Origin of the sequence: Bacillus sp. CGMCC 1.16541, assembly GCF_003184905.1 — a bacterium.
Taxonomy (GTDB): domain Bacteria; phylum Bacillota; class Bacilli; order Bacillales; family Bacillaceae_H; genus Priestia.
Genome location: NZ_QFRU01000013.1, coordinates 65,904 through 88,412, shown reverse-complemented (window position 1 = coordinate 88,412; position 22,509 = coordinate 65,904). Strand labels below are relative to the sequence as shown.

Below are 22,509 nucleotides of genomic sequence, written 5' to 3'. Positions count from 1 at the left end.
ATTTGTAAATTATCTTAAAAAACAGGGGAACTGTCGTACATTAACGAATAGTTTATAATATAGAGTAAGTCCTTGCTTTAACACACAACTTTTGAGTACGGGTGATGACAATGACAATTGAAGAAATTGAAAAAGTGATCATTGTAGAAGGTAGATCAGATAAGAAGCGAATTGAAGGAATCATTAAAGAACCAATCGAAATTATTTGTACAAATGGGACAATTAGTGTTGCGAAGCTGGATGAAATTATTGATTCGATTTACCATAAAGAAGTCTATATTTTGGTGGACTCTGATGATTCAGGCAATAAACTTCGTAAACAATTTAAGCGTGAATTACCAGAGGCTGAGCACCTCTATATTGATAAAATGTATCGTGAAGTAGCGGCCGCACCAAGAAATCATATTGCCACAGTGTTACTAAGTGCTAATATTGATGTAAACACGGAATTTTTGATATAAAAGGATGACAAAAGAGATGCAAGAATGGACAGAGCAAGAACTTGAACAAAAATATCAAGAACACGAGGACCTCATAATCTTTTTTTACACACCTTTATGTGGTACGTGTCAAGTGTCAAAAAAAATGTTAACTGTTGTTGAACAGTTACTTCCGAATTTGAATGTCGGAATGTGTAACTTAAATTACATGCCAAAACAAGCAGCAGTGTATGAAATTGAAAGTGTTCCTTGTCTAATTGTATTAAACAACAACAAGGTAACAAAAAAGCTTTATGCTTTTCAATCTGTTGAGTACTTACTAAATGAATTAAAAGAATAAATAGAACGAACAATCCATCAAATCATTTGTTCATGCAGAAGTATTTCTCTACATACGCTTTTTGGTCATGACACGACAAATTCCGCAGGAAATAATGCGAAATTTGTTTGATGATAAAAGTTGAATAAATTTTCTGAAATATAGTATGATGAACTTGTACGAACGAATAAACAACCTTATCAAGAGTGGCGGAGGGACTGGCCCTTTGAAGCCCGGCAACCGGTTATATACACGGTGCTACATCCAGCAGAGTGAAGACTCTGAAAGATAAGAGGAGATATTGAGTAATGAGGGCTCTCTTCTTTCGCGAAGAGAGTCCTTTTTTATAACGAACAAAGGGGAGAAAACATGATGTCAAAAAAGTATCGTTTAGAAACAATTAACATACACGGGGGATTACAAGCCAGTAAAGAGACGGGAGCACGCGCATTACCAATTTATATGTCAAATGCGTATCAATTTGAAAACACAGATCATGCAGCAGATTTATTTGCGTTAAAAGAGCAAGGATACATTTACACCCGTATTCATAATCCAACTGTTACTGCATTCGAAGAACGAGTGGCACAGCTTGAAGGAGGAGTTGGTGCTTTAGCTGTTTCAAGTGGAATGGCAGCGATTACGACGGCAATTTTAAACCTTGCAGGAGCAGGAGATGAGATTGTTTCCTCATCTGCCTTATATGGTGGTACATATAATTTATTTGAGACAACGCTTCCGAAATACGGGATTAAAACACATTTTGTCGATCCTACCAATGTAGAGAATTTTAGACAAGCCATTACACCGAATACGAAAGCCATCTTTGCAGAAACAATTGGTAACCCTAGCTTAACGGTTTTGGATATTGAAAAAGTAGCTGAAGTTGCACACGAAGCTGGTGTCCCGTTAATTATTGATAATACATTTGCCACTCCTTATTTATGTAGACCAATTGAATATGGAGCAGATATTGTCATTCATTCCGCAACAAAGTGGTTATTAGGAAATGGTACGACGTTAGGGGGAATCATTGTAGATGGTGGGAAATTTGATTGGAATTCACCTAAATTTCCACACTTTATAACGCCAGACCCTAGTTACCATAACCTTGTGTATGCAGAAGCGTTAGGTCCGCTTGCTTATATTGTAAAGGCGAGAGTACAACTATTACGTGACATTGGTGCCTCTATTAGTCCGTTCAATGCGTATCAATTCAGCTTAGGGTTAGAAACGTTGCATGTCAGAATGAAAGAGCATATCGCTAATACAAGAGAGATTGTTCAATATTTAGAAACACACTCTGCAGTTGAATGGGTTTTATATCCGGAATCCGAAACACATCCGCAGGCAGTAGAAGCCAAGAAATATTTACCTAAAGGTGCAGGAGCAGTTGTTGTTTTCGGTATTAAAGGCGGACGTGAAGCGGGTAAGGCATTAATTAATGCTGTTGAACTATGGTCTCATGTAGCGAATGTGGGAGATGCGAAGAGTTTAATTATTCACCCTGCTAGTACAACGCATCAGCAGCTAAATGAAGAACAATTAAAATTAGCTGGTGTAACCGAAGATCTTATTCGACTTTCAGTTGGGATTGAACATATTGATGATCTTAAAGAAGACCTTGAACAAGCTATTAAAAAGGCGACTGGATTGACTTCAGAATCTGTCGTTTTAAAATAGTATTATTTGTTGACACGTAAAAAGTAGCATGCTACAATCACTCACATAACTTTAAGAATATTATCTTTTAATTAAATAATCTGTCGTATTAACTCTTATCAAGAGAGGTGGAGGGACTGAGCCCTGTGAAACCCGGCAACCGTCAGCCTAGCTGAAATGGTGCCAATTCCTGCAAAGCAGTTGCTTTGAGAGATGAGAGAAAGGAATAAGATATTAAACCTTTCTGCTCACTTACGCAGAAAGGTTTTTTATCGTCAAACAGATAAAAGAGATTTGATTAAGGGAACAGTAACAATAGATGATTTTAGAAAAAAAGAAGGTGAGACAGCATGATTACGTTAACAGGTGTGACAAAAATATATGAAGCAAAAAGCGGTACAGTGACCGCTGTTAACAATATTGATTTAAACATAAATAAAGGTGAAATATTTGGGATTATTGGATATAGCGGAGCTGGAAAAAGTTCATTAATTCGGTTGTTAAATGGGTTAGAAACCCCTACAAAAGGAATGGTAAAGGTAGCTGGAAATGATATTGGAAAAATTCGAGGAGAAAAGCTACGAAAAGCACGCCAAGATATTAGCATGATCTTTCAGCATTTTAACTTACTGTGGTCGCGTACTGTTCGTGAAAACATTTCTTTTCCATTAGAAATTGCGGGCGTATCAAAGGGCGAAAGAGCCAAAAGAGTAGATGAACTCATTAAGTTAGTCGGACTAGAAGGGCGCGAAGATGCCTATCCTTCACAACTTAGTGGAGGACAAAAGCAACGTGTAGGGATTGCACGTGCATTAGCAAATAATCCAAAAGTGTTATTGTGTGATGAAGCAACATCGGCGCTGGATCCACAAACAACCGATTCAATTTTAGACCTATTAGTCGACATTAATGAAAAGTTGGGGCTAACGATTGTTCTTATTACACATGAAATGCATGTGATTCGTAAAATTTGCCATCGTGTAGCGGTGATGGAGAACGGATTTGTTGTTGAACAAGGAAATGTGTTAGACGTATTTAGGAAGCCAAAACAGTCAATTACAAAACGTTTTGTACAGCAAGTAACAGAACCTGAAGAAACATTCGAAACGATGGAACACGTGTTAGAGTTGTACCCAAGTGGTCAAGTCATTCAGTTGTCATTTGTAGGGGATAAAGCGGAACAGCCGTTAATTACAAGCATTTTAAAAGAGTTTGATGTCACGATTAACATTTTACAAGGTAAAATCTCTCATACTCAAACGGGATCTTATGGCACTTTGTTTGTTCATATTGATGGAAACAAAGAAGAAGTGAAAAAGGCTATCTCCTTTATACGTGAGCAACAAGTAGAAGTGGAGGTAATGGCAAATGGTTGAACAACTATTTCCGAATGTAAGGCCTGATCGTATGTGGGAAGCAACAGTTGAAACGTTGTATATGACGGGTGTATCTGTATTAGCTACCTTTATTTTAGGGATTGCATTAGGACTTTTACTCTTTTTAACATCAAAAGGTCAGTTGTGGGAAAACAAGATTGTTAATGTGATTACAGCTGCATTTGTGAATATTTTTCGTTCCATTCCATTTATTATTTTAATCATTCTGCTCATTCCATTTACAAAAGCGATCGTTGGGACAATGCTTGGTGCAGATGCAGCTCTTCCTGCTTTAATCATTGGTGCTGCACCGTTCTATGCGCGTATGGTTGAAATTGGATTGAGAGAAATTGATAAAGGTGTCATTGAAGCGGCGAAATCGATGGGAGCAAAAACTAGTACGATTATTTTTAAGGTATTACTTCCGGAATCAATGCCAGCTCTTGCGTCTGGTATTACGGTAACAGCTATTGCGTTAGTGGGCTACACGGCAATGGCGGGTGTTGTTGGTGCAGGAGGATTAGGGAATCTTGCATACTTAGAAGGATTTCAACGAAACAATAATGATGTCACAATTTTAGCGACTATTCTAATTTTAGTTATCGTCTTTATTCTCCAATTCATTGGTGATATGGTGACATCTCGAATTGATAAACGATAAAACATACAGGAGGATTTAAATTATGAAAAAATGGTTAACAACAATTGCAGCATCGTCTGCATTAGTAGTAGGTTTAACAGCTTGTGGTACAGGAGGAGACAGCGGTTCATCTAAAGAGGAGAAGGAACTTGTTGTGGGTGCTTCAAATGTACCTCATGCTGAAATTTTAGAAGAAGCACAACCGCTTTTAGAGCAAAAAGGAATTAAATTAGAGATTGAACCATTCCAGGATTATATTTTCCCAAATAAAGCATTAGCAGATGGAGAAATTGATGCAAACTATTTTCAACATATTCCTTATTTAGAGTCACAAATGAAAGAAAACGATTATGACTTCGTGAACGCTGGTGGTATTCACATTGAGCCAATCGGTGTGTATTCAAGTAAGCATAAAAGCTTAGAAGATTTACCAGAGGGTGGAACTGTTATTATGAGTAACTCAGTAGCAGATCATGGTCGTATCTTATCGATGCTAGAAGAAAAAGGTGTTATTAAGTTAAAAGAAGGTATCGATAAGACAGAAGCAACCGTGGATGATATTGCTGACAATCCAAAAAATTTAAAGTTTAAGGCAGATGTTGAAGCAGGACTGCTTCCGCGAGCTTATCAAAATAATGAAGGTGACGCGATTTTAATTAATGCAAACTATGCATTAGATGCAGGATTAGATCCAGCGAAAGACCCAATTGCAGTTGAATCACCAGAAAACAACCCTTATGTGAATGTCATTGCTACTCGCAAAGGGGATGAAGATCGCGAAGAAATTAAAGCATTAGTAGAAGTATTACAATCAAAAGAAATTCAAGACTTCATTAAAGAAGAATATAAAGGCGCTGTACTTCCAGCACCTAAGCAATAGTAATTGTAGAGCCTGGCCTGATGATGGTCAGGCTTATTTTTTCTACGCGAATCTATCATAGATTAAGTCAGAACTAGGCATACTAACGATGAAATTTTAACTTGATGGGAGATGACGTTACGTATGCAAGAACAGCCACGTAATTCAACAGATCGTGCTTTACATGATTATAAAGTAGGAATCGGAACATTCACTGAGAAGTTACCTGAAGTTGCGAAAACGTTTAACGCATTTACAGAAGCGTGTTTCGAAGAAGGACAATTATCAAAAAGAGAAAAGCAGTTAATTGCACTTGGTATTAGTCTAGTTGCCCAAGATGAATACTGCATGATTTATCATACAAAAGGTTGTTTAGACCAAGGTGCTAGTGAGCAAGAGATTTTAGAAGCTTGTGGTGTAGCTGCTGCATTTGGTGGAGGAGCTGCAATGAGTCAAGCTGTGACGTTGGTACAGGAGTGTATCCAAGAGCTTGATCGACCAACACATTAATTAATACGATGGTTGATGAATAAAATACCCTGTTATTTCAATCCGATAAATGGATGGAGTACAGGGTATTTTGTTGCGCGATGAATTGGTGAATGTCTAAAGAAAATAACCAACGTAACGTAGCCTTCTTTACTGAAAGTTTAGTGAATTTGCATAATGATTTTAATACAAGTAGAATTGTGTTAATTACTTAATGAAAGGTGTAAAACCTTTCTCATTTAATGACATAGATACACAGGGATGTTATCAGTTCTTTCTTTTAATTGACAGCCCACTACATATGCACGGACTTTACCGTCGCAAAAGGTTGCTATCATCTTTCATTTAGTATAAGATTGTAATGAGAATAAAATGAGAATAATTAAAATCATGTAGGTATATCCAACTTATTGAGTATATACGTATATAACTGGAGGTTTTAACATGGCAGGTTCAACGTTAACAATTAAAGATCTTCATGTTGCGATTGAAGGTAAAGAAATCCTTAAAGGTGTAAATTTAGAAGTTAAGGGCGGCGAAATCCATGCAATCATGGGGCCAAACGGTACTGGTAAATCAACACTTTCTTCAGCAATCATGGGACACCCTAAGTACGAAGTAACAAAAGGTAGCATTACATTTGATGGAGAAGATGTATTAGAAATGGAAGTAGACGAGCGCGCTCGTGTAGGTCTGTTTTTAGCAATGCAATACCCAAGTGAAATTAGTGGTGTAACGAATGCTGATTTCTTACGTTCAGCAATTAACGCACGTCGTGAAGAAGGCGAAGAAATTTCATTAATGAAGTTTATTCGTCAATTAGATAAAAACATGGACTTTTTAGAAATGGATCAAGATATGGCACAACGTTATTTAAATGAAGGATTCTCTGGTGGAGAAAAGAAGCGTAACGAGATCCTTCAATTAATGATGTTACAGCCGAAAATTGCGATTCTAGATGAAATTGACTCTGGTTTAGACATCGACGCATTAAAAGTTGTATCTAAAGGTATTAACGAAATGCGTGGAGAAGACTTTGGTTGCTTAATCATTACTCACTATCAACGTCTATTAAATTACATCACACCAGATTATGTACATGTAATGATGCAAGGTCGCGTTGTAAAATCAGGTGGACCTGAATTAGCGCAACGCCTTGAAGCAGAAGGTTATGACTGGATTAAACAAGAATTAGGTATTGAAGACGAAACTGTAGGGCAAGAAGCGTAAGCGTTAGGAGGATTCGCATGACTATCGATACGAAACTACCATTTGATCAGGCGTATGTTAGCAACTTTTCAAAAGAAGCTGCAGAACCGAACTGGCTTTTAGATCTTCGCTTACAAGCTCTTGCGAAGGCGGATGAGCTTTCATTACCAAAGCCAGATAAAACAAATATTTTAAAATGGAACTTTACATCTTTTGCAAAGCACGTAGCGGAAGCAAAAACAGTAAGTTCAATTAATGAACTACCTGAAGTTGTAAAGGCACTTATTAACGCTGAACAAGCAAACAATTTGTATGTGCAACGTGATCAAACACCCGCATACAATGCTTTGTCTCAAGACTTAAAAGATAAAGGCGTTATTTTTACTGATATCCGTACAGCAGCAAAAGAGCACAGTGATCTTGTTCAACAATATTTCATGAAAGATGGCGTGAAAGTTGACGAGCATCGTCTAACAGCTCTTCATGCAGCATTAATGAACGGCGGCGTATTTGTATACGTTCCGAAAAATGTAGAAGTAAAAGAACCACTACAAGCTGTGTTCGTTCGTGAAGATGAAGACGCAGCATTGTTTAACCATGTTATTGTGGTAGCGGAAGATAACAGTCAAGTCACATATGTAGAAAACTATATTGCGACTTCTCAACAATCTGAAGGTGTTGTTAACATCATCACAGAAGTATTTGCAAATGCAAATGCCAAAGTAACATTTGGTGCAGTTGACTACTTGGCAGAAGGCACAACAACGTACGTAAATCGTCGTGGTGTCGCTGGTAAAGATGGTCGTATCGAATGGGCTCTTGGCTTAATGAACGAAGGAAATACAATTTCTGAAAACATCACGTATTTAATGGGTGATGGTTCATATGGTGACACGAAAACTGTAACAGTAGGTCGTGGAGAGCAAAAACAAAACTTAACAACAAGTGTTGTTCATTACGGTAAAAACTCAGAAGGTTATATTCTAAAGCATGGTGTGATGAAAGACAGTGCATCTTCAATCTTTAACGGTATCGGGAAAATTGAGCATGGTGCATCAAAATCAAATGCTGAGCAAGAGTCTCGTGTCTTAATGTTAAGTGAAAAAGCACGTGGAGATGCAAATCCAATTCTTCTAATTGATGAAGATGATGTAACAGCAGGACATGCGGCATCAGTAGGACGTGTAGATCCACTTCAACTTTATTATTTAATGAGTCGCGGAATTTCACAAACGGAAGCAGAGCGTCTAGTGATTCACGGATTCTTAGCACCTGTTGTAAATGAATTACCTATTGACACAGTGAAAAAGCAGTTAACGGAGCTAATCGAAAGGAAAGTTAAGTAATGAATATCCAAGATGTTCGTCAACTTTTCCCGATTTTGGATCAAGAAGTTAATGGGCATAAATTGGTTTACCTTGATAGTGCTGCTACATCTCAAAAGCCACTTCCTGTTATTGAAGCATTAGAAAGCTATTACCGAGAGTATAATTCGAACGTCCATCGTGGCGTTCATACTCTTGGTACGAAGGCGACGGATGGGTATGAAGGAGCACGTGAAAAGGTTCGAAAGTTCATTAACGCATCGTCAACTGAAGAAGTTATTTTCACAAGAGGAACAACAACTGCATTAAATACGATTGCAGCAAGTTATGGACGTGCGAATTTGCAGCCTGGTGATGAAATTGTGATTACGTATATGGAACATCACAGTAACATCATTCCTTGGCAGCAAGTTGCCAAACAAACAGGTGCAACGTTAAAATATATTCCTCTAACAGAAGATCACTCGCTTTCTTTAGAGGATGTGAGAAGTACGATTACATCAAATACAAAGATTGTATCGGTGATGCAAGTATCAAACGTATTAGGTGCAATCAACCCAATTAAAGAGATTGCCAAGATTGCTCATGAAAATGGTGCAGTGATGGTTGTCGATGGAGCTCAAAGTGCGCCACACATGAAGATTGATGTACAAGATTTAGATTGTGATTTCTTCGTGTTTTCTGGTCATAAAATGTGTGGGCCAACGGGTATTGGGGTACTGTATGGAAAGAAAGCGTTGCTTGAAGAAATGGAACCAGTTGAGTTTGGTGGAGAAATGATTGATTTTGTAAACTTATACGATTCAACATGGAAAGAACTACCTTGGAAATTCGAAGGTGGAACACCTATCATTGCAGGTGCAATTGGTTTAGGAGCAGCAATTGATTTCCTTGAAGAAATAGGACTTGAAAACATTGAAGCGTATGAGTATAAGTTAGCTCAGTATGCATTAGAGCGTATGAGTACAATTGATGGTATGACGATTTATGGTCCGAAAGAGCGTGCAGGACTCGTGACGTTTAACATTGAAGATGTTCATCCACATGATGTAGCAACAGTGTTAGATGCACAAGGAATTGCTGTTCGTGCTGGTCACCATTGTGCTCAGCCATTGATGAAATATTTAAAGGTTTCAGCTACAGCTCGTGCAAGCTTTTATTTGTATAATACAGAAGAAGAGATTGATCAGTTTGTTTCTGCATTAATCAAAACGAAGGAGTATTTTTCAAATGTCTTTTAACAACAACCTTGATACTCTTTATCGTCAAGTCATTATGGATCACTATAAAAATCCGCGTAATCGTGGTGTTTTATCAGAAGATACAGTGACAATCAATATGAATAATCCAACTTGTGGTGATCGTATTCAACTCGCTTTAAAAGTTGAAGACGGTAAAGTTGTGGATGCGAAGTTTGAAGGAGAAGGATGTTCGATTTCTATGTCTTCTGCATCTATGATGACACAAGCAATTAAAGGTCAAGAAATTGAACGTGCTTTACAAATGTCTCAAATCTTTTCAGATATGATGCAAGGTAAAGATTATGATGATAGCATAGATTTAGGAGACATTGAAGCACTGCAAGGTGTAGCAAAGTTTCCGGCGCGTATTAAATGTGCAACATTAGCTTGGAAAGCGATGGAAAAAGGCCTAAAAAATCAGCCAGAAGCTGAATAAAGGCCTTTGTTCATTCCCAATCCTATTACGTAGGGGGTATTAATGATGGCGAAAAAAATGCCAGAGATCGGCGATTATAAATATGGTTTCTCCGATAAAGACGTATCTATTTTCCGTTCAAAACGCGGTTTAACAAAAGAGATTGTAGAAGAAATTTCACGCATGAAAGAAGAGCCTCAATGGATGCTTGACTTCCGTTTGAAATCATTAGAGCATTTCTACAATATGCCAATGCCTCAGTGGGGCGGTGATTTAGCTAGCTTAAACTTTGATGAAATTACGTACTATGTAAAACCATCAGAAAAGTCTGAGCGTTCATGGGATGAAGTACCAGAGGAAATTAAACAAACGTTTGATAAGCTTGGTATTCCAGAAGCAGAACAAAAATATCTTGCAGGTGTATCTGCTCAGTACGAGTCAGAAGTTGTGTATCACAACATGAAAGAAGATCTTGAAGCACAAGGTATCGTCTTCAAAGATACAGATACAGCGTTAAAAGAAAACGAAGATATTTTCCGTGAGCACTGGGCGAAAGTGATTCCACCAACAGATAACAAATTCTCAGCTTTAAACTCTGCAGTATGGTCTGGTGGATCATTCATCTACGTCCCAAAAGGTATCAAGGTAGACACGCCGTTACAAGCGTACTTCCGTATTAACTCTGAAAACATGGGGCAATTTGAGCGTACACTTATCATTGTAGATGAAGGCGCACATGTTCACTATGTAGAAGGATGTACAGCACCTGTTTATACAACAAATTCACTACACAGTGCGGTAGTAGAAATTATTATTAAAAAAGATGCATATTGCCGTTATACAACGATTCAAAACTGGGCGAACAACGTATATAACTTAGTAACGAAGCGTGCTGTATGTGAAGCAAATGCAACAATGGAATGGATTGATGGAAACATCGGTTCAAAACTAACAATGAAATACCCAGCTGTTATCTTAAAAGGTGAAGGCGCTCGTGGTATGACTCTTTCAATTGCGCTTGCAGGTAAAGGGCAACACCAAGATGCAGGTGCAAAAATGATCCATTTAGCACCAAATACGTCTTCAACAATTGTGTCAAAATCAATTTCTAAGCAAGGTGGTAAAGTAACATACCGTGGTATCGTTCACTTTGGCCGCAAAGCAGACGGAGCTCGCTCAAACATTGAGTGTGACACATTAATCATGGATAACAAATCAACATCTGATACAATTCCTTACAATGAAATTTTAAATGATAACATTTCACTTGAGCATGAAGCGAAAGTATCGAAAGTATCAGAAGAACAATTATTCTATCTAATGAGCCGCGGTATTTCAGAAGAAGAAGCAACTGAAATGATCGTTATGGGCTTCATCGAGCCATTTACGAAAGAACTTCCAATGGAATATGCGGTTGAAATGAACCGTTTAATTAAGTTCGAGATGGAAGGTAGTATCGGCTAAGATAGACGTAAGCATATAGTAGACGAAAGAGGCGAACTAATAGAGTTCGTCTCTTTTTTTAGTATAAAAAACGTTAAGATGGAAACATGTCGATCATAAGAGAGGACATGTTTTCACGATCTTGACTTTTATTAGAATGTGAATGTGATGGCGGGAAGTGTTCATTCATGTTTGAAAGGTTTTTTGATGGTAATAAGAAGAACAAAAAACGATTGAACAATGACCTATTACAAAGAAAGTGATTATAATAAAAGTAAGACCTTCATGCATCTCTTTTAAGGAAAATGAAATGTGAAACTAAAATATATTTTATACACAAATAGAAATTTATGGATGAGGTGATATAATTGATTTATATAGGAGTTACAGGTTGGGGCGACCACGATGTTTTATACGAACAAGGAGTACCTTCTAGGGACAAGCTTGCCGTGTATGTAGGTCATTTTCCAATTGTTGAAGTAGATGCATCTTTTTACGCGATTCAACCTAAAACAAACGTTGAAAAGTGGGTAGCCCAGACTCCAGAATCATTTCAGTTTATTGTGAAAGCATATCAAGGCATGACAGGTCACCAGCGTGAGGAGAGCTTCTATAAAAGTAAAGATGAGATGTTTGATGCGTTCATTGATTCAATCCAACCATATCTTTCTACAAATAAATTAGGGATGATTTTGTTTCAGGTACCACCTTGGTTTGATTGTACAAAAGAGAATGTTCATTATTTACGATATAGCCGAGAGAAATTGCGTGACTTTCCGGTTGCACTGGAATTTCGTAACCAAACGTGGTTTTCACCTCAATTCTATGATCGAACCTTAACATTTATGGAGCAAGAAAACTGGATACATGGTATTTGTGATGAGCCACAAGCAGGAGAAGGATCTGTTCCTATTGTTTTGCACGCAACTAGCCGTGAGAAGACCTTAATTCGGTTTCATGGCCGAAATGTCCATGGATGGAATAAACCAGGTGAAGGAAATTGGCGGGCCGTTCGGTTTTTGTATCGTTACAATGAAAAAGAATTGATGGAGTGGAAAGACCGATTAACACGTTTGCAAAAGCAAACGAAGGACATTTATCTTTTGTTTAACAATAACTCAGGTGGCGACGCCGTTGATAATGCGAAACAAATGATTCAATTATTAGGTCTTGAATATGAAAACCTAGCTCCAAAGCAACTAGATCTCTTTGAAGGACTGTAAGCGAAGACAACATGTTAAAGGTGGGGGAATATGACAACTTCTTTGATGGGAATTTTAGCGTTATTTTTTATTGGTTTTTTACTGCTTCTTTTTGGTTTTAAACGAAAAAATGTATGGATGCTCATTTTATCTCTTCTATTGTTTATCGGCGGATTTGTTGCTTTATTTTTAGCCGTTCGTGTGTTAACAACATGAACAGATGAAAAAATAGAAGAGATGAGGTGAGAAGTTGGAGTGGCTAGTGTTACTGCTAATCGGTTTAGTTGGTGGAACAATAGGTAGTTTAGTAGGACTTGGTGGCGGTATTATTGTTGTTCCTGCGTTACTTTTCTTTAGTACATATACAGTCATATTAAATGACATATCTCCTCAAGTAGCAGTCGGAACATCGCTTCTTGTCATTGTTTTTACAGGGCTTTCCTCTACCTTAATGTATATGAAACATAAAAAGGTTGACTACAAAAGTGGCTTTCTCTTTTTTATCGGAAGTGGACCTGGTGGTGTAGTAGGAGCTTATGTAAATAGTTATTTAAAAGTTGATTCGTTTTCAGTCTATTTTGGTATTTTCGTTATTTTGACTTCTATTATTCTTATGTTTAGGGAAAAGCTTAAGCGAAAAGAGAAAGTCAATCACTTTCCATTTCAACGTGTATATACAGATGGAGAAGGTACGACATATACATATGGATTTAGACCTATTACGGCTGTTATAATCTCTTTTATCGTCGGCTTTTCTTCAGGGTTGTTTGGGATTGGCGGCGGTTCTTTAATGGTTCCGGCAATGATTTTATTGTTTGGGTTTCCAGCTCATGTAGCAGTTGCAACGTCGATGTTTATGATTTTTCTTTCATCGATTCTAAGCTCGGTCACTCATATGACAATGGGAAACATTGATTGGGAGTTAGCCCTCTTTTTAGTACCAGGTGCATGGGTTGGCGGTCAAATGGGTGCATGGTTAAATACACGATTAAAAAGCAAAACAGTCATCCATTTGTTCCGTATGGTTTTAATTATTGTTGGTTTTCGTTTAATTTATGAAGGACTAGCTCAATAAGTTCATATATACAATCACTCTTTTTGTTCCCTGTCATAAGTTGATAGAGAAAGGGGTGAAGCTTACGTGGTTACAGTAATTCCAATAGTAATTGAAGGTCACCCTTTTACAGCTGTGACGGTGGTATTGCCTAAAACAACATTACTCACGGTTTCATCTGATAAAGGGTACATTATGTGTGGAGCTCTTGATGTTGGTTTGTTAAATGAAAAGTTAAAAGATCGACAAATTATTGCAGGAAGATCAGTCGGTGTACGAACGATTGAACAATTAATTGATGCTCCGTTAGAGTCTGTTACAGTAGAAGCGGAACGTTTAGGGATTTTTGCAGGAATGCGAGGACGAGATGCTCTTTTAAAAATGATATAAAAGTAGTTTTTAAAGAAGCAGACCTTGTGATGCTCTTTTTATGGGAGAGGTATTTAATAGGTTTTCTTAGTAAATGCCTTTCTCATTTTTAAAAGACTAGACAAAGAATATGAGTAAGAGGGTTTTCTTGTACTATCTTTAATGTGCAACCTGTACAGGAAGCAGCCATTTAATTATTACATAAAGCCAAGTGATCTAAAATCTATTTGCATAGCGAAGGTGTTCTCTAGGCTAAATTGATAAAGGAGTTCTCATGAAATTAGTTGCTGTTGAATCGTTAAGTCCAGGAGTCTGTTTAAGCAAATCTATTTACAATGAACAAGGGCACATACTTGTGAAAAAAGGCATTGCTTTAACGACGACTGTTATCAATCGTTTGAAAATATTAGGGATTTCATATGTGTATATTCAAGATGACCGAACACAGGACATTGATGCTTATTCTTCGATTCCGTCTGAAGCACGTAATCGGGCTATGAATACCATCCGAGACTCATTTTTAAAGTTGAAAAATCAACCTAGTGGTCGTAAGCAGATTTCACTATTTGAGCAATCGTTGAGAGATATCACAGAGATTACAGATGAATTTGTAAGAGACCTGACCGATAATGATGACGTTTTTTCTTTACTCACAGATGTATATGTGTACGACAATTACGTATTTTCTCATTCAGTTAATGTAACGTTATATGCTTTGGCGCTTGGTATTGAGTTAGGGATGTCACAAAAAGAGTTAGAGAAGCTAGGTGTAGGTGGGATGCTTCATGATGTTGGAAAAATGTTCATTCCCAATGAAATCTTAAACAAACCTGGTAAGTTAACAAACGAGGAATTCTCTATCATAAAGAAGCATACGACATATGGGTTTGAATTATTGAGAGAAATACCTAGCGTTTCGATTATTTCTGCTTATTGTGCACGTCAGCATCATGAACGATTAGATGGGACAGGCTATCCTTACGGGTTAAAAGAGGATCAAATCCATTATTTTAGTAAAGTCTTAGCAATAGCGGATGTATACGATGCGGTGACGTCTCATCGGATTTATCGAAAAGCGATGTTACCTCATGAAGCATTAGAGATTTTATATGCAGGAGCAGGGACACATTTTGACCGAGAAATGGTTGAAGCTTTTAGGAAGGCGATTACGATCTATCCAATAGGGCTAAGTGTGACATTAAGCGATGGTCGAAAAGGGATTGTCAGTGGACAAAACAAAGGTTTAAGTGATCGTCCTATCGTGAGAGTTTTAGAGGAAAATCAGATAAAGTTAACGGAACCTTATCATGTAGATTTGAAAGAGCAAGTAGATATTGTTATTACAGCATCTGAAACAACAATTTCATAACAAATAAATAAAAAAGCGTTAACCCTCTTTATACATGCATACATATAGCTTGTAAGGAGGGGTTTTTCGTGCCTAAATTTCGACGTAAACTATTCAGAAAAGGTCCTTTACCATTTCGATATGTATTTTTATTAACCTTTGTCTTCTTTATTTTCTCAACTGCATCGGGACTTTGGTTTATTAATAAAGGAATTGAGCCCACTTTGATGGATTATGCTGAAGCACAAACGAAGCGAATTGCTACACTAGTTATTAACAAAGCGGTAAACAAACAGATTACAGAAGAATTAGATACAAGTCAGTTAGTGAATGTAGAGAAAAATGCGAATGGTGAGGTTACATTCATCGGAATTAATGCACCTATGGTGAGTCGGGCATTAGCACAGACAACGAATCTCGTTCAAGCGAACTTACGAGCTGTTGAAAAAGGTGAAGTAGATACATTGGACCTCCCAATGGACGTTGAGATTGAAACAGATGACACATTGAGGGAAAAAGGTATCATTTATCAAGTTCCACTTGGGCAAGCAACTGATAATGCTTTATTAGGAAATCTAGGACCTCTTGTACCTGTTAAATTTCATGCAATTGGTTATGTGAATTCGGATGTGAAAGAAGTGATTGAAGAATATGGGATTAATAATGCGGTTTACAAAATCGTCATTCATGTCGAAGTTAATGTGCAAGTCATTATTCCATTTTCAACGAAGATGACAACTGTAACGACAGATATACCAATTGTGATGCAAGTCCTTCCAGGAGGAGTTCCTGATTATTATAACAAAGGAGGAGACTCAAGCCCTGCCATTCAACTTCCAAAAAAGAGCAATTAAAAAGTGGTTGATAAAAGTAACAATCATAGATATAATGAACTATATTCAATTTAATTAAATACCATCACCTTATCGGATCGATGAGGTAGAGGCTGCAAAAAATATCAGTATGTGATGTGAGGATGACAACGTTGATCATCATAGAAAGGGTTTTTTGCCGAAGTGAACGTACATTGTCGTATGGATGTTCGCTGGGGTTACCTTGAATAAGGGTAACACTGTCATTATGAATGGAACGCTTGTTTTCATAATGGAGGGCTACTGATCGTGATGGAGGATAACATAACATTACAAAAGAGTAATGATAGTTATTTTCTATCATTACTCTTTTTTGCGTTTTTTTATAATAATTTTTCATGTTATCTCGTACGCTTAAAGTAACCCTTTTATGAAAGACAAGTTTACACTTAAAGGAGGTTAATGAAATGGAAGGAACGATCTATTCTTTGTTACCGCCATTAGTAGCCATTATTATGGTGGTGTTAACGAGGCGTGTACTTTTATCTTTAGGAGTAGGGATCTTAGCAGCTGCTCTTGTATTAACTGAGTTTGCAGTTGGAGAGTCATTACAAAAGGTATGGGGGGCATTTTCTGCTATTTTTTATGCAGACGGTGAAATTAATACGTACAACTTGTATATCTTGCTATTCTTACTTATTTTAGGTGTTATTACTGCATTTATTTCGATTACAGGTGGAAGTCGTGCATTTGGAGAGTGGGCATTAAAGCGTATTAAAACGAGAAAAGGTGCACACCTAACGACAGCTATTTTAGGAATTATTATCTTTATCGATGATTACTTTAATGCTTTAGCGGTGGGGCAAGTTAGTAAGCCATTAACGGATCGTCAACGTATTTCTCGTGCGAAACTTGCATACTTAATTGATTCAACGTCTGCTCCGGTATGCGTAATTGCGCCTTTCTCAAGTTGGGGTGCGTACATTATTACGGTAATTGGAACGATTTTAGCTACACATGGAGTAACGGATTATTCACCATTCTCTGCCTTTGTACAGATGATTCCAATGAATTTCTATGTGTTTGTGACAATTCTTCTTGTATTTGCGGTAAGTATTTATAATATTAACCTTGGTAGCATGAGAATTCACGAAGAGCGTGCTGTAAAGACGGGTGAAGTTGTGGACTCGTCAAAAGGTGAAGTAGCTGGGGAATTAAAAGATGACCTTCCAACAAGTGACAAAGGACGCGTACTTGATTTAGCTTTACCAATCATTGCGTTAGCTATCGGTACGATCTCAGCCATGATGTGGACGGGTTACAAAGCAACAGAAGGTAAAGTAACGATTTTTACCATGTTTGAAAACACTGATGTACCAACTTCTCTTGTTTACGGAGGTACACTAGGGTTAATCGTAACACTTATTTTATTCATTATTCAAACAAACAAAACGTCGGCAGTATCAATGAGTGTGTTACCAAAAGGAATGGTGGCGGGAATTAAATCAATGTTACCAGCTATCTATATTTTAGTGATGGCTTGGACGATTGTTGATTTAATTAGCCAATTAAAAACAGGTGAATATTTAGCAGGTGTTGTCGAAAGTGCCAACTTAAATATTGCATTTTTACCAGCTATTCTATTTTTGGTAGCAGGTATCATGGCATTTTCAACGGGTACATCATGGGGCACATTCGGAATTATGCTTCCAATTGCCGGTGATATTGCAGCTGCAACAGATATCACGTTATTATTACCAGCATTATCTGCAGTTTTGGCAGGGGCAGTATTTGGAGATCATTGTTCTCCAATTTCAGATACGACGATTTTATCTTCAACAGGAGCAGGTAGTCATCATATTGACCACGTGATTACGCAGTTACCATATGCTGTGTCTTCAGCCAGCATTGCAGTCGTGGGTTACCTTGTTCTAGGGTTTACAGGCAGTACGTTATTTGGTTTTATCGTTTCAATGATTTTATTAGCAATCTTTGTATTCGTTGTACGAAATAAAGGAAATACAGATGAATTGCAAGAAACCTCATAATTAGAAAAAGCGTCTAACGTAATTCGTTGGACGCTTTTCTTTTCACTGTTTGAAACTTTGTCTAAATTTTTAGAAAGTTTGTTTTGACAGGAGGAATAAGACTAGCTATACTGTCTATATGATATAGTAAACTAAATTATCAGAAAAGTATAAAAATTCCCAACAATAAACAAAAATAAAGATGGGAATAGAAGTAAAAGGGGGAAATATAAATGGAAAATCGCCCACAGTGGGGGACAAGAGCAGGCTTTATTTTAGCTGCTGCAGGATCAGCGATTGGATTAGGAAACATCTGGCGCTTTCCAGCTACAGCATATGAAAACGGAGGGGGAGCGTTCTTCTTACCGTACTTATTCGCATTATTAACAGCAGGGATTCCATTATTGATTATGGAGTTTACCATTGGTCATAAATATAGGGGTTCTGCTCCTCTATCGTTTGCACGCATGAATCGAAAAACAGAATGGCTAGGTTGGTGGCAAGTTGCTATTTCATTCGTTATTTCCGTTTATTACGCAGCTATTATCGCTTGGGCGATGGCATACTCTGTTTTTTCACTAAACTTAAAATGGGGTTCAGATACAGAAGGATTCTTATTTGGAGAATACTTGAAGTTAGCTGAGGTTCCAGGTCAAACAGGTAGTCTGGTACCAGGAGTATTTATACCGTTAGTTTTAGTCTGGATCATTACACTAGGTGTTTTATTTAAAGGAATTAAAAAAGGAATTGAAGTTGCAAATAAGATTTTCTTACCAACGTTGATTGTTCTATTCTTAATTATCGTTATTCGTGCTCTAACATTAGATGGTGCTGTAGAAGGGTTAAATGCTTTCTTCAAACCAGATTGGAGTGCAATTACAAGCGGAAAAGTGTGGGTAGCCGCTTACGGGCAAATCTTCTTTAGTTTATCTATTGCGTTTGCAATCATGGTTACGTATTCCAGTTACTTACCAAAGAAATCAGATATTACAAACAATGCTTTCATCACAGGGTTTGGTAACTCTGCGTTTGAATTATTAGCTGGTATTGGAGTATTCAGTGTATTAGGGTTCATGGCTGTTCAACAAGGCGTGAACGTAGATGAGGTTGTAGCAGGAGGCGTGGGGTTAGCATTCGTTGTATTCCCTCAAATTATCAATGAGTTTCCAGCATTCAATGAATTCTTTGGATTTTTGTTCTTTGGATCTCTTGTGTTAGCAGGTTTGAGTTCACTTATCTCAATTGTTGAGACATTCGTAGCGGGTGTCCAAGATAAATTTAACGTATCTCGTACAAAAGCAGTTTTAGTTGGTGGAGGATTATCAGCAATCATTTCTATTTTGTTTGCAACTCAAGGTGGTTTATACTTCCTAGACGTAGCAGATTACTTCATTAATAACTTTGGTGTAGCGTTAGCCGGGTTAGTAGAAGTTATTGTGGTTGCATGGGTATTGAAAGAATTAAAGAATCTTCAAGAGCATGCAAATTCTGTATCAGATATTATGTTAGGTGCTTGGTGGAAAATTTGTTTAGCATTTGTCACACCGGTTGTATTAGGGTATATGATGTTTGACAATATCCGCACAAATATTGCAGAGAATTATGGTGGTTACGGAACATCTTTTGTTATTGCATCTGGATGGGCAGTTGCAATTGGAGCCATTTTAGTTGGAATCTTGTTCTCATTAAAAGGATGGAAGAAAGAAACAATCGAGTTACCATCTAACGATAAGGAGGTTTCAAGCTAATGGAAGCAAGTGCATTAGTCATGATGGTAGTAGGAATGGTTATTATCTGGGGTGGTTTAGCAGCTAGTATTACGCATGCTGTGAAAAAAGCGAAAGCAAGTAAAGCTTAATAAAAGAATTTAATAAGTAGAAAACGAAGCGGATGCTTCGTTTTCTTTTTTACTGTTAATATGTTAGGGGAGGCGCTTTTTTCCCTCTGTTGACACATCCATGACACTTTAATCAAACGTTTGTTTAAACTTTATTTCTTCTTAGCCTTCGTGCGATCTAGCCGTTCCCAGTTTCGTAAATGGGGGTATGGATCAAATGACCATTCAATTTTTCCATTGTCTTTATACATCCCGTAATGAAGGTGAGGAGGAAATTTTCCAGATGTACCTGGTGGTCCGTAACCTGAGCTTCCAACACCACCAATCACCATACCTGGCTCTACAACTTGACCTACTTGTAGTCCTTTTGTAAATCCACTTAAATGAGCTAAATAGTGATACGTATTATTGATATCGCGAATACCTACTCGCCAACCGCCATATCGATTCCAACCTTTGATCTCTAATATTCCATAACATGTTGCGCGAACAGGAACACCATAATCGGCAAAGATATCGGTGCCTTCATGAACACGGCGACCACCCCATCCGCGAGCATCCCCCCACGTACTTCGATAACTATGGTTTGAACGAAAAGGGACAGGGAATGCTTTTTCTTGCAAATTTAATCTACCATATGTTTTAAATAACTTGGCATTCCCTAATACGGCATCAACTGTACGGCTTCTTTTATAATAGTCCCATATTCCGATTTTAATTTGAGCGTGTGTAACGCCGTATGTTTGAAGGTAGTTAGCCATTGTAAAGAGCAAATCTTCATCATCATTTATATTGGCTTTTCCATCACCATTTCCATCTTTTCCAAGACCTCCAAATAAGGCAATCGTGATAGGGTTTGTATCTTGTTTTGTTGGATTTAAAGGACCTGACCATCTTTCATCTTCATAGTAGATAGAGATGGCTCCTTTTTCTTGTGGGATATCTTTTCGGGCACGACGTGTACTACGTTCATATTGGTCAATTCCAGCGAAGTAGTACCAAGGAATGTGAGTGACTGATTCCATATGATGAAATAATTCCATTCGTCGATTGTTAATTTTAACTTCGTCTTGTTTTGCTTCATTGGCATAAGAGTGTGGCACATGACTAAATGCTAATAGCATAATAAATGTGAATAAAATAAATGAGCGCAACAAAATCTCCTCCTCTCGAACGTTTTCGTAATGTTAGTTTGGCGATTGATGAAATATTTCATAAATATCAATAAATGGAAAATGAACAGTTTAACTAGTGAGCACGACGGAAGAGCTGTCATGTCTTACTGGTTAAATCTACGTAAATCATGCTTTTTTAGGTGCGTGCTATATGATTGTGGTTTTTTTGAAAATATGGTACGAAGTTTGAGTAGAAAATATAGGAAATAAAAAGCAGAGAACTTGTCGAAAATAAGTTTTGTATGATAAAGTGACATGTAGTTAGGTGTAATCTTAAATGCAGAGTATTCGTATAGAGGTTATCGACATTTTGTGAATGTATGGAGTTGATAGAGATGGCAACAAAAGAAGAGCATGTGCGTAAACCTGAGTGGCTAAAAATCAAATTAAATACAAACGAAAATTACACTGGTTTGAAGAAAATGATGCGCGAGAAAAACCTGCATACTGTTTGTGAGGAAGCAAGATGTCCGAACATTCATGAATGTTGGGCTGTTCGTCGTACTGCAACGTTTATGATTTTAGGAGAAGTGTGTACACGCGCCTGTCGTTTCTGTGCGGTTAAAACAGGTTTACCAACAGAATTAGATTGGGAAGAGCCAGAACGCGTGGCAGATTCTGTTCAATTAATGAATTTAAAGCACGCGGTTATTACAGTGGTAGCACGTGATGATTTAAAAGATGGCGGAGCAGGCGTTTTAGCTGAAACGGTTCGTGCGATTCGTCGCAAAAATCCATTGACAACGATTGAAGTTCTTCCTTCAGATATGGGTGGAGTAGAAGAGAACTTACGTATGGTCATGGATGCAAAACCAGATATTTTAAATCATAACATTGAAACGGTTCGTAGCTTAACACCACGAGTTCGTGCACGTGCAAAATATGATCGTTCGTTAGAGTTTTTACGTCGTGCAAAAGAAATGCAACCGGATATCCCGACCAAATCAAGTATTATGCTTGGATTAGGTGAAACAAAAGAAGAAATTATTGAAACAATGGATGACTTACGTGCTAATAATGTAGATATTATGACAATTGGTCAATACCTACAGCCGACGAAGAAACATTTAAAAGTACAAAAGTATTATCATCCAAAAGAATTTGATGAGTTAAAAGAAATTGCGTTAAGCAAAGGCTTTAGCCATGTAGAAGCAGGTCCACTAGTACGTTCATCATATCATGCTGATGAGCAAGTAAATGCTGCGAAAAAGAATGAAGCAGACAGCAAGACTTCATAATGACAAAAAGGGTTGACTCACTTTGTAGT

At 37.5% G+C, this 22,509-nt stretch carries 23 protein-coding genes and 3 riboswitches; of the genes, 22 read left to right on the top strand and 1 reads right to left on the bottom strand.

Annotation, left to right across the window (positions count from 1 at the left end; genetic code table 11):
• The first annotated feature begins 110 nt into the window (after nt 1–110).
• From DIS06_RS13605 to DIS06_RS13510, 21 genes are all read left to right on the top strand, one after another.
• On the top strand, nt 111–461 hold the full coding sequence (locus DIS06_RS13605) for a toprim domain-containing protein (protein ID WP_110113792.1): 351 nt from the start codon (nt 111–113) through the stop codon (nt 459–461).
• A gap of 16 nt (nt 462–477) precedes the next feature.
• The gene (locus DIS06_RS13600) at nt 478–780 is read left to right on the top strand and encodes a thioredoxin family protein (RefSeq protein ID WP_110113791.1); all 303 of its coding nucleotides are present in this window, start codon (nt 478–480) and stop codon (nt 778–780) included.
• 173 nt (nt 781–953) lie between these two features.
• Nucleotides 954–1,054, top strand: a riboswitch (SAM riboswitch).
• A 74-nt stretch (nt 1,055–1,128) separates the two neighbouring features.
• Entirely contained in the window at nt 1,129–2,442 is a 1,314-nt protein-coding gene (locus DIS06_RS13595) for an O-acetylhomoserine aminocarboxypropyltransferase/cysteine synthase family protein (protein WP_239422060.1), read from the top strand.
• Nucleotides 2,443–2,534: 92 nt separating this feature from the next.
• A riboswitch (SAM riboswitch) is annotated at nt 2,535–2,641 on the top strand.
• Between the two features lie 130 nt (nt 2,642–2,771).
• Nucleotides 2,772–3,797, top strand: coding sequence for a methionine ABC transporter ATP-binding protein (locus DIS06_RS13590; protein ID WP_110113790.1), 1,026 nt, complete (start codon nt 2,772–2,774; stop codon nt 3,795–3,797).
• Entirely contained in the window at nt 3,790–4,458 is a 669-nt protein-coding gene (locus tag DIS06_RS13585) for a methionine ABC transporter permease (RefSeq protein ID WP_110113789.1), read from the top strand. The genes DIS06_RS13590 and DIS06_RS13585 overlap by 8 nt, the downstream gene beginning before the upstream one ends.
• Before the next feature lie 22 nt (nt 4,459–4,480).
• The gene (locus DIS06_RS13580) at nt 4,481–5,317 is read left to right on the top strand and encodes a MetQ/NlpA family ABC transporter substrate-binding protein (RefSeq protein ID WP_110113788.1); all 837 of its coding nucleotides are present in this window, start codon (nt 4,481–4,483) and stop codon (nt 5,315–5,317) included.
• A 123-nt stretch (nt 5,318–5,440) separates the two neighbouring features.
• The gene (locus DIS06_RS13575; protein ID WP_110113787.1) at nt 5,441–5,806 is read left to right on the top strand and encodes a carboxymuconolactone decarboxylase family protein; all 366 of its coding nucleotides are present in this window, start codon (nt 5,441–5,443) and stop codon (nt 5,804–5,806) included.
• A 423-nt stretch (nt 5,807–6,229) separates the two neighbouring features.
• On the top strand, nt 6,230–7,015 hold the full coding sequence (gene sufC, locus DIS06_RS13570) for a Fe-S cluster assembly ATPase SufC (protein ID WP_110113786.1): 786 nt from the start codon (nt 6,230–6,232) through the stop codon (nt 7,013–7,015).
• 17 nt (nt 7,016–7,032) lie between these two features.
• Entirely contained in the window at nt 7,033–8,340 is a 1,308-nt protein-coding gene (gene sufD / locus DIS06_RS13565; RefSeq protein WP_110113785.1) for a Fe-S cluster assembly protein SufD, read from the top strand.
• Nucleotides 8,340–9,560 (top strand): cysteine desulfurase, encoded by a 1,221-nt coding sequence (locus DIS06_RS13560; protein ID WP_110113784.1) that lies wholly within the window; start codon nt 8,340–8,342, stop codon nt 9,558–9,560. The genes sufD and DIS06_RS13560 overlap by 1 nt, the downstream gene beginning before the upstream one ends.
• On the top strand, nt 9,550–9,996 hold the full coding sequence (gene sufU, locus DIS06_RS13555; protein ID WP_110113783.1) for a Fe-S cluster assembly sulfur transfer protein SufU: 447 nt from the start codon (nt 9,550–9,552) through the stop codon (nt 9,994–9,996). Before DIS06_RS13560 ends, sufU begins: the two co-directional genes overlap by 11 nt.
• A gap of 45 nt (nt 9,997–10,041) precedes the next feature.
• Complete coding sequence (sufB, locus tag DIS06_RS13550) at nt 10,042–11,439, top strand: Fe-S cluster assembly protein SufB (protein WP_110113782.1); 1,398 nt, start codon at nt 10,042–10,044, stop codon at nt 11,437–11,439.
• Between the two features lie 347 nt (nt 11,440–11,786).
• Nucleotides 11,787–12,641, top strand: coding sequence for a DUF72 domain-containing protein (locus DIS06_RS13545; RefSeq protein ID WP_110113781.1), 855 nt, complete (start codon nt 11,787–11,789; stop codon nt 12,639–12,641).
• Nucleotides 12,642–12,671: 30 nt separating this feature from the next.
• Nucleotides 12,672–12,836 carry a hypothetical protein gene (locus DIS06_RS20180; protein WP_162595976.1) on the top strand — a complete coding sequence of 55 codons (165 nt, stop codon included), beginning with the start codon at nt 12,672–12,674 and terminating at the stop codon, nt 12,834–12,836.
• A 34-nt stretch (nt 12,837–12,870) separates the two neighbouring features.
• Nucleotides 12,871–13,695 (top strand): sulfite exporter TauE/SafE family protein, encoded by an 825-nt coding sequence (locus DIS06_RS13540; RefSeq protein WP_110113780.1) that lies wholly within the window; start codon nt 12,871–12,873, stop codon nt 13,693–13,695.
• Nucleotides 13,696–13,761: 66 nt separating this feature from the next.
• Nucleotides 13,762–14,064: a YunC family protein gene (locus DIS06_RS13535; protein WP_110113779.1), complete on the top strand. Its 303-nt coding sequence runs from the start codon at nt 13,762–13,764 to the stop codon at nt 14,062–14,064.
• A gap of 253 nt (nt 14,065–14,317) precedes the next feature.
• Nucleotides 14,318–15,412, top strand: coding sequence for an HD-GYP domain-containing protein (locus DIS06_RS13530; protein WP_110113778.1), 1,095 nt, complete (start codon nt 14,318–14,320; stop codon nt 15,410–15,412).
• Between the two features lie 68 nt (nt 15,413–15,480).
• A complete protein-coding gene (gene yunB / locus DIS06_RS13525) occupies nt 15,481–16,245 on the top strand; it encodes a sporulation protein YunB (protein ID WP_110113777.1) in 765 nt (254 codons plus the stop codon).
• Nucleotides 16,246–16,323: 78 nt separating this feature from the next.
• Nucleotides 16,324–16,514: riboswitch (Lysine riboswitch) on the top strand.
• A 156-nt stretch (nt 16,515–16,670) separates the two neighbouring features.
• Complete coding sequence (locus DIS06_RS13520) at nt 16,671–18,251, top strand: Na+/H+ antiporter NhaC family protein (protein ID WP_110113776.1); 1,581 nt, start codon at nt 16,671–16,673, stop codon at nt 18,249–18,251.
• 212 nt (nt 18,252–18,463) lie between these two features.
• Complete coding sequence (locus DIS06_RS13515) at nt 18,464–19,978, top strand: sodium-dependent transporter (RefSeq protein WP_110113775.1); 1,515 nt, start codon at nt 18,464–18,466, stop codon at nt 19,976–19,978.
• The gene (locus DIS06_RS13510; RefSeq protein ID WP_110113774.1) at nt 19,978–20,088 is read left to right on the top strand and encodes a methionine/alanine import family NSS transporter small subunit; all 111 of its coding nucleotides are present in this window, start codon (nt 19,978–19,980) and stop codon (nt 20,086–20,088) included. Before DIS06_RS13515 ends, DIS06_RS13510 begins: the two co-directional genes overlap by 1 nt.
• A 131-nt stretch (nt 20,089–20,219) precedes the next feature.
• Here the strand turns inward: DIS06_RS13510 and DIS06_RS13505 are convergent, their stop codons facing one another.
• Nucleotides 20,220–21,221: a M23 family metallopeptidase gene (locus tag DIS06_RS13505; RefSeq protein ID WP_481746866.1), complete on the bottom strand. Its 1,002-nt coding sequence runs from the start codon at nt 21,219–21,221 to the stop codon at nt 20,220–20,222.
• A 356-nt stretch (nt 21,222–21,577) separates the two neighbouring features.
• Between DIS06_RS13505 and lipA the strand changes: the two genes are divergently transcribed.
• Complete coding sequence (gene lipA, locus DIS06_RS13500; RefSeq protein ID WP_110113773.1) at nt 21,578–22,480, top strand: lipoyl synthase; 903 nt, start codon at nt 21,578–21,580, stop codon at nt 22,478–22,480.
• Nucleotides 22,481–22,509 lie beyond the last annotated feature (29 nt).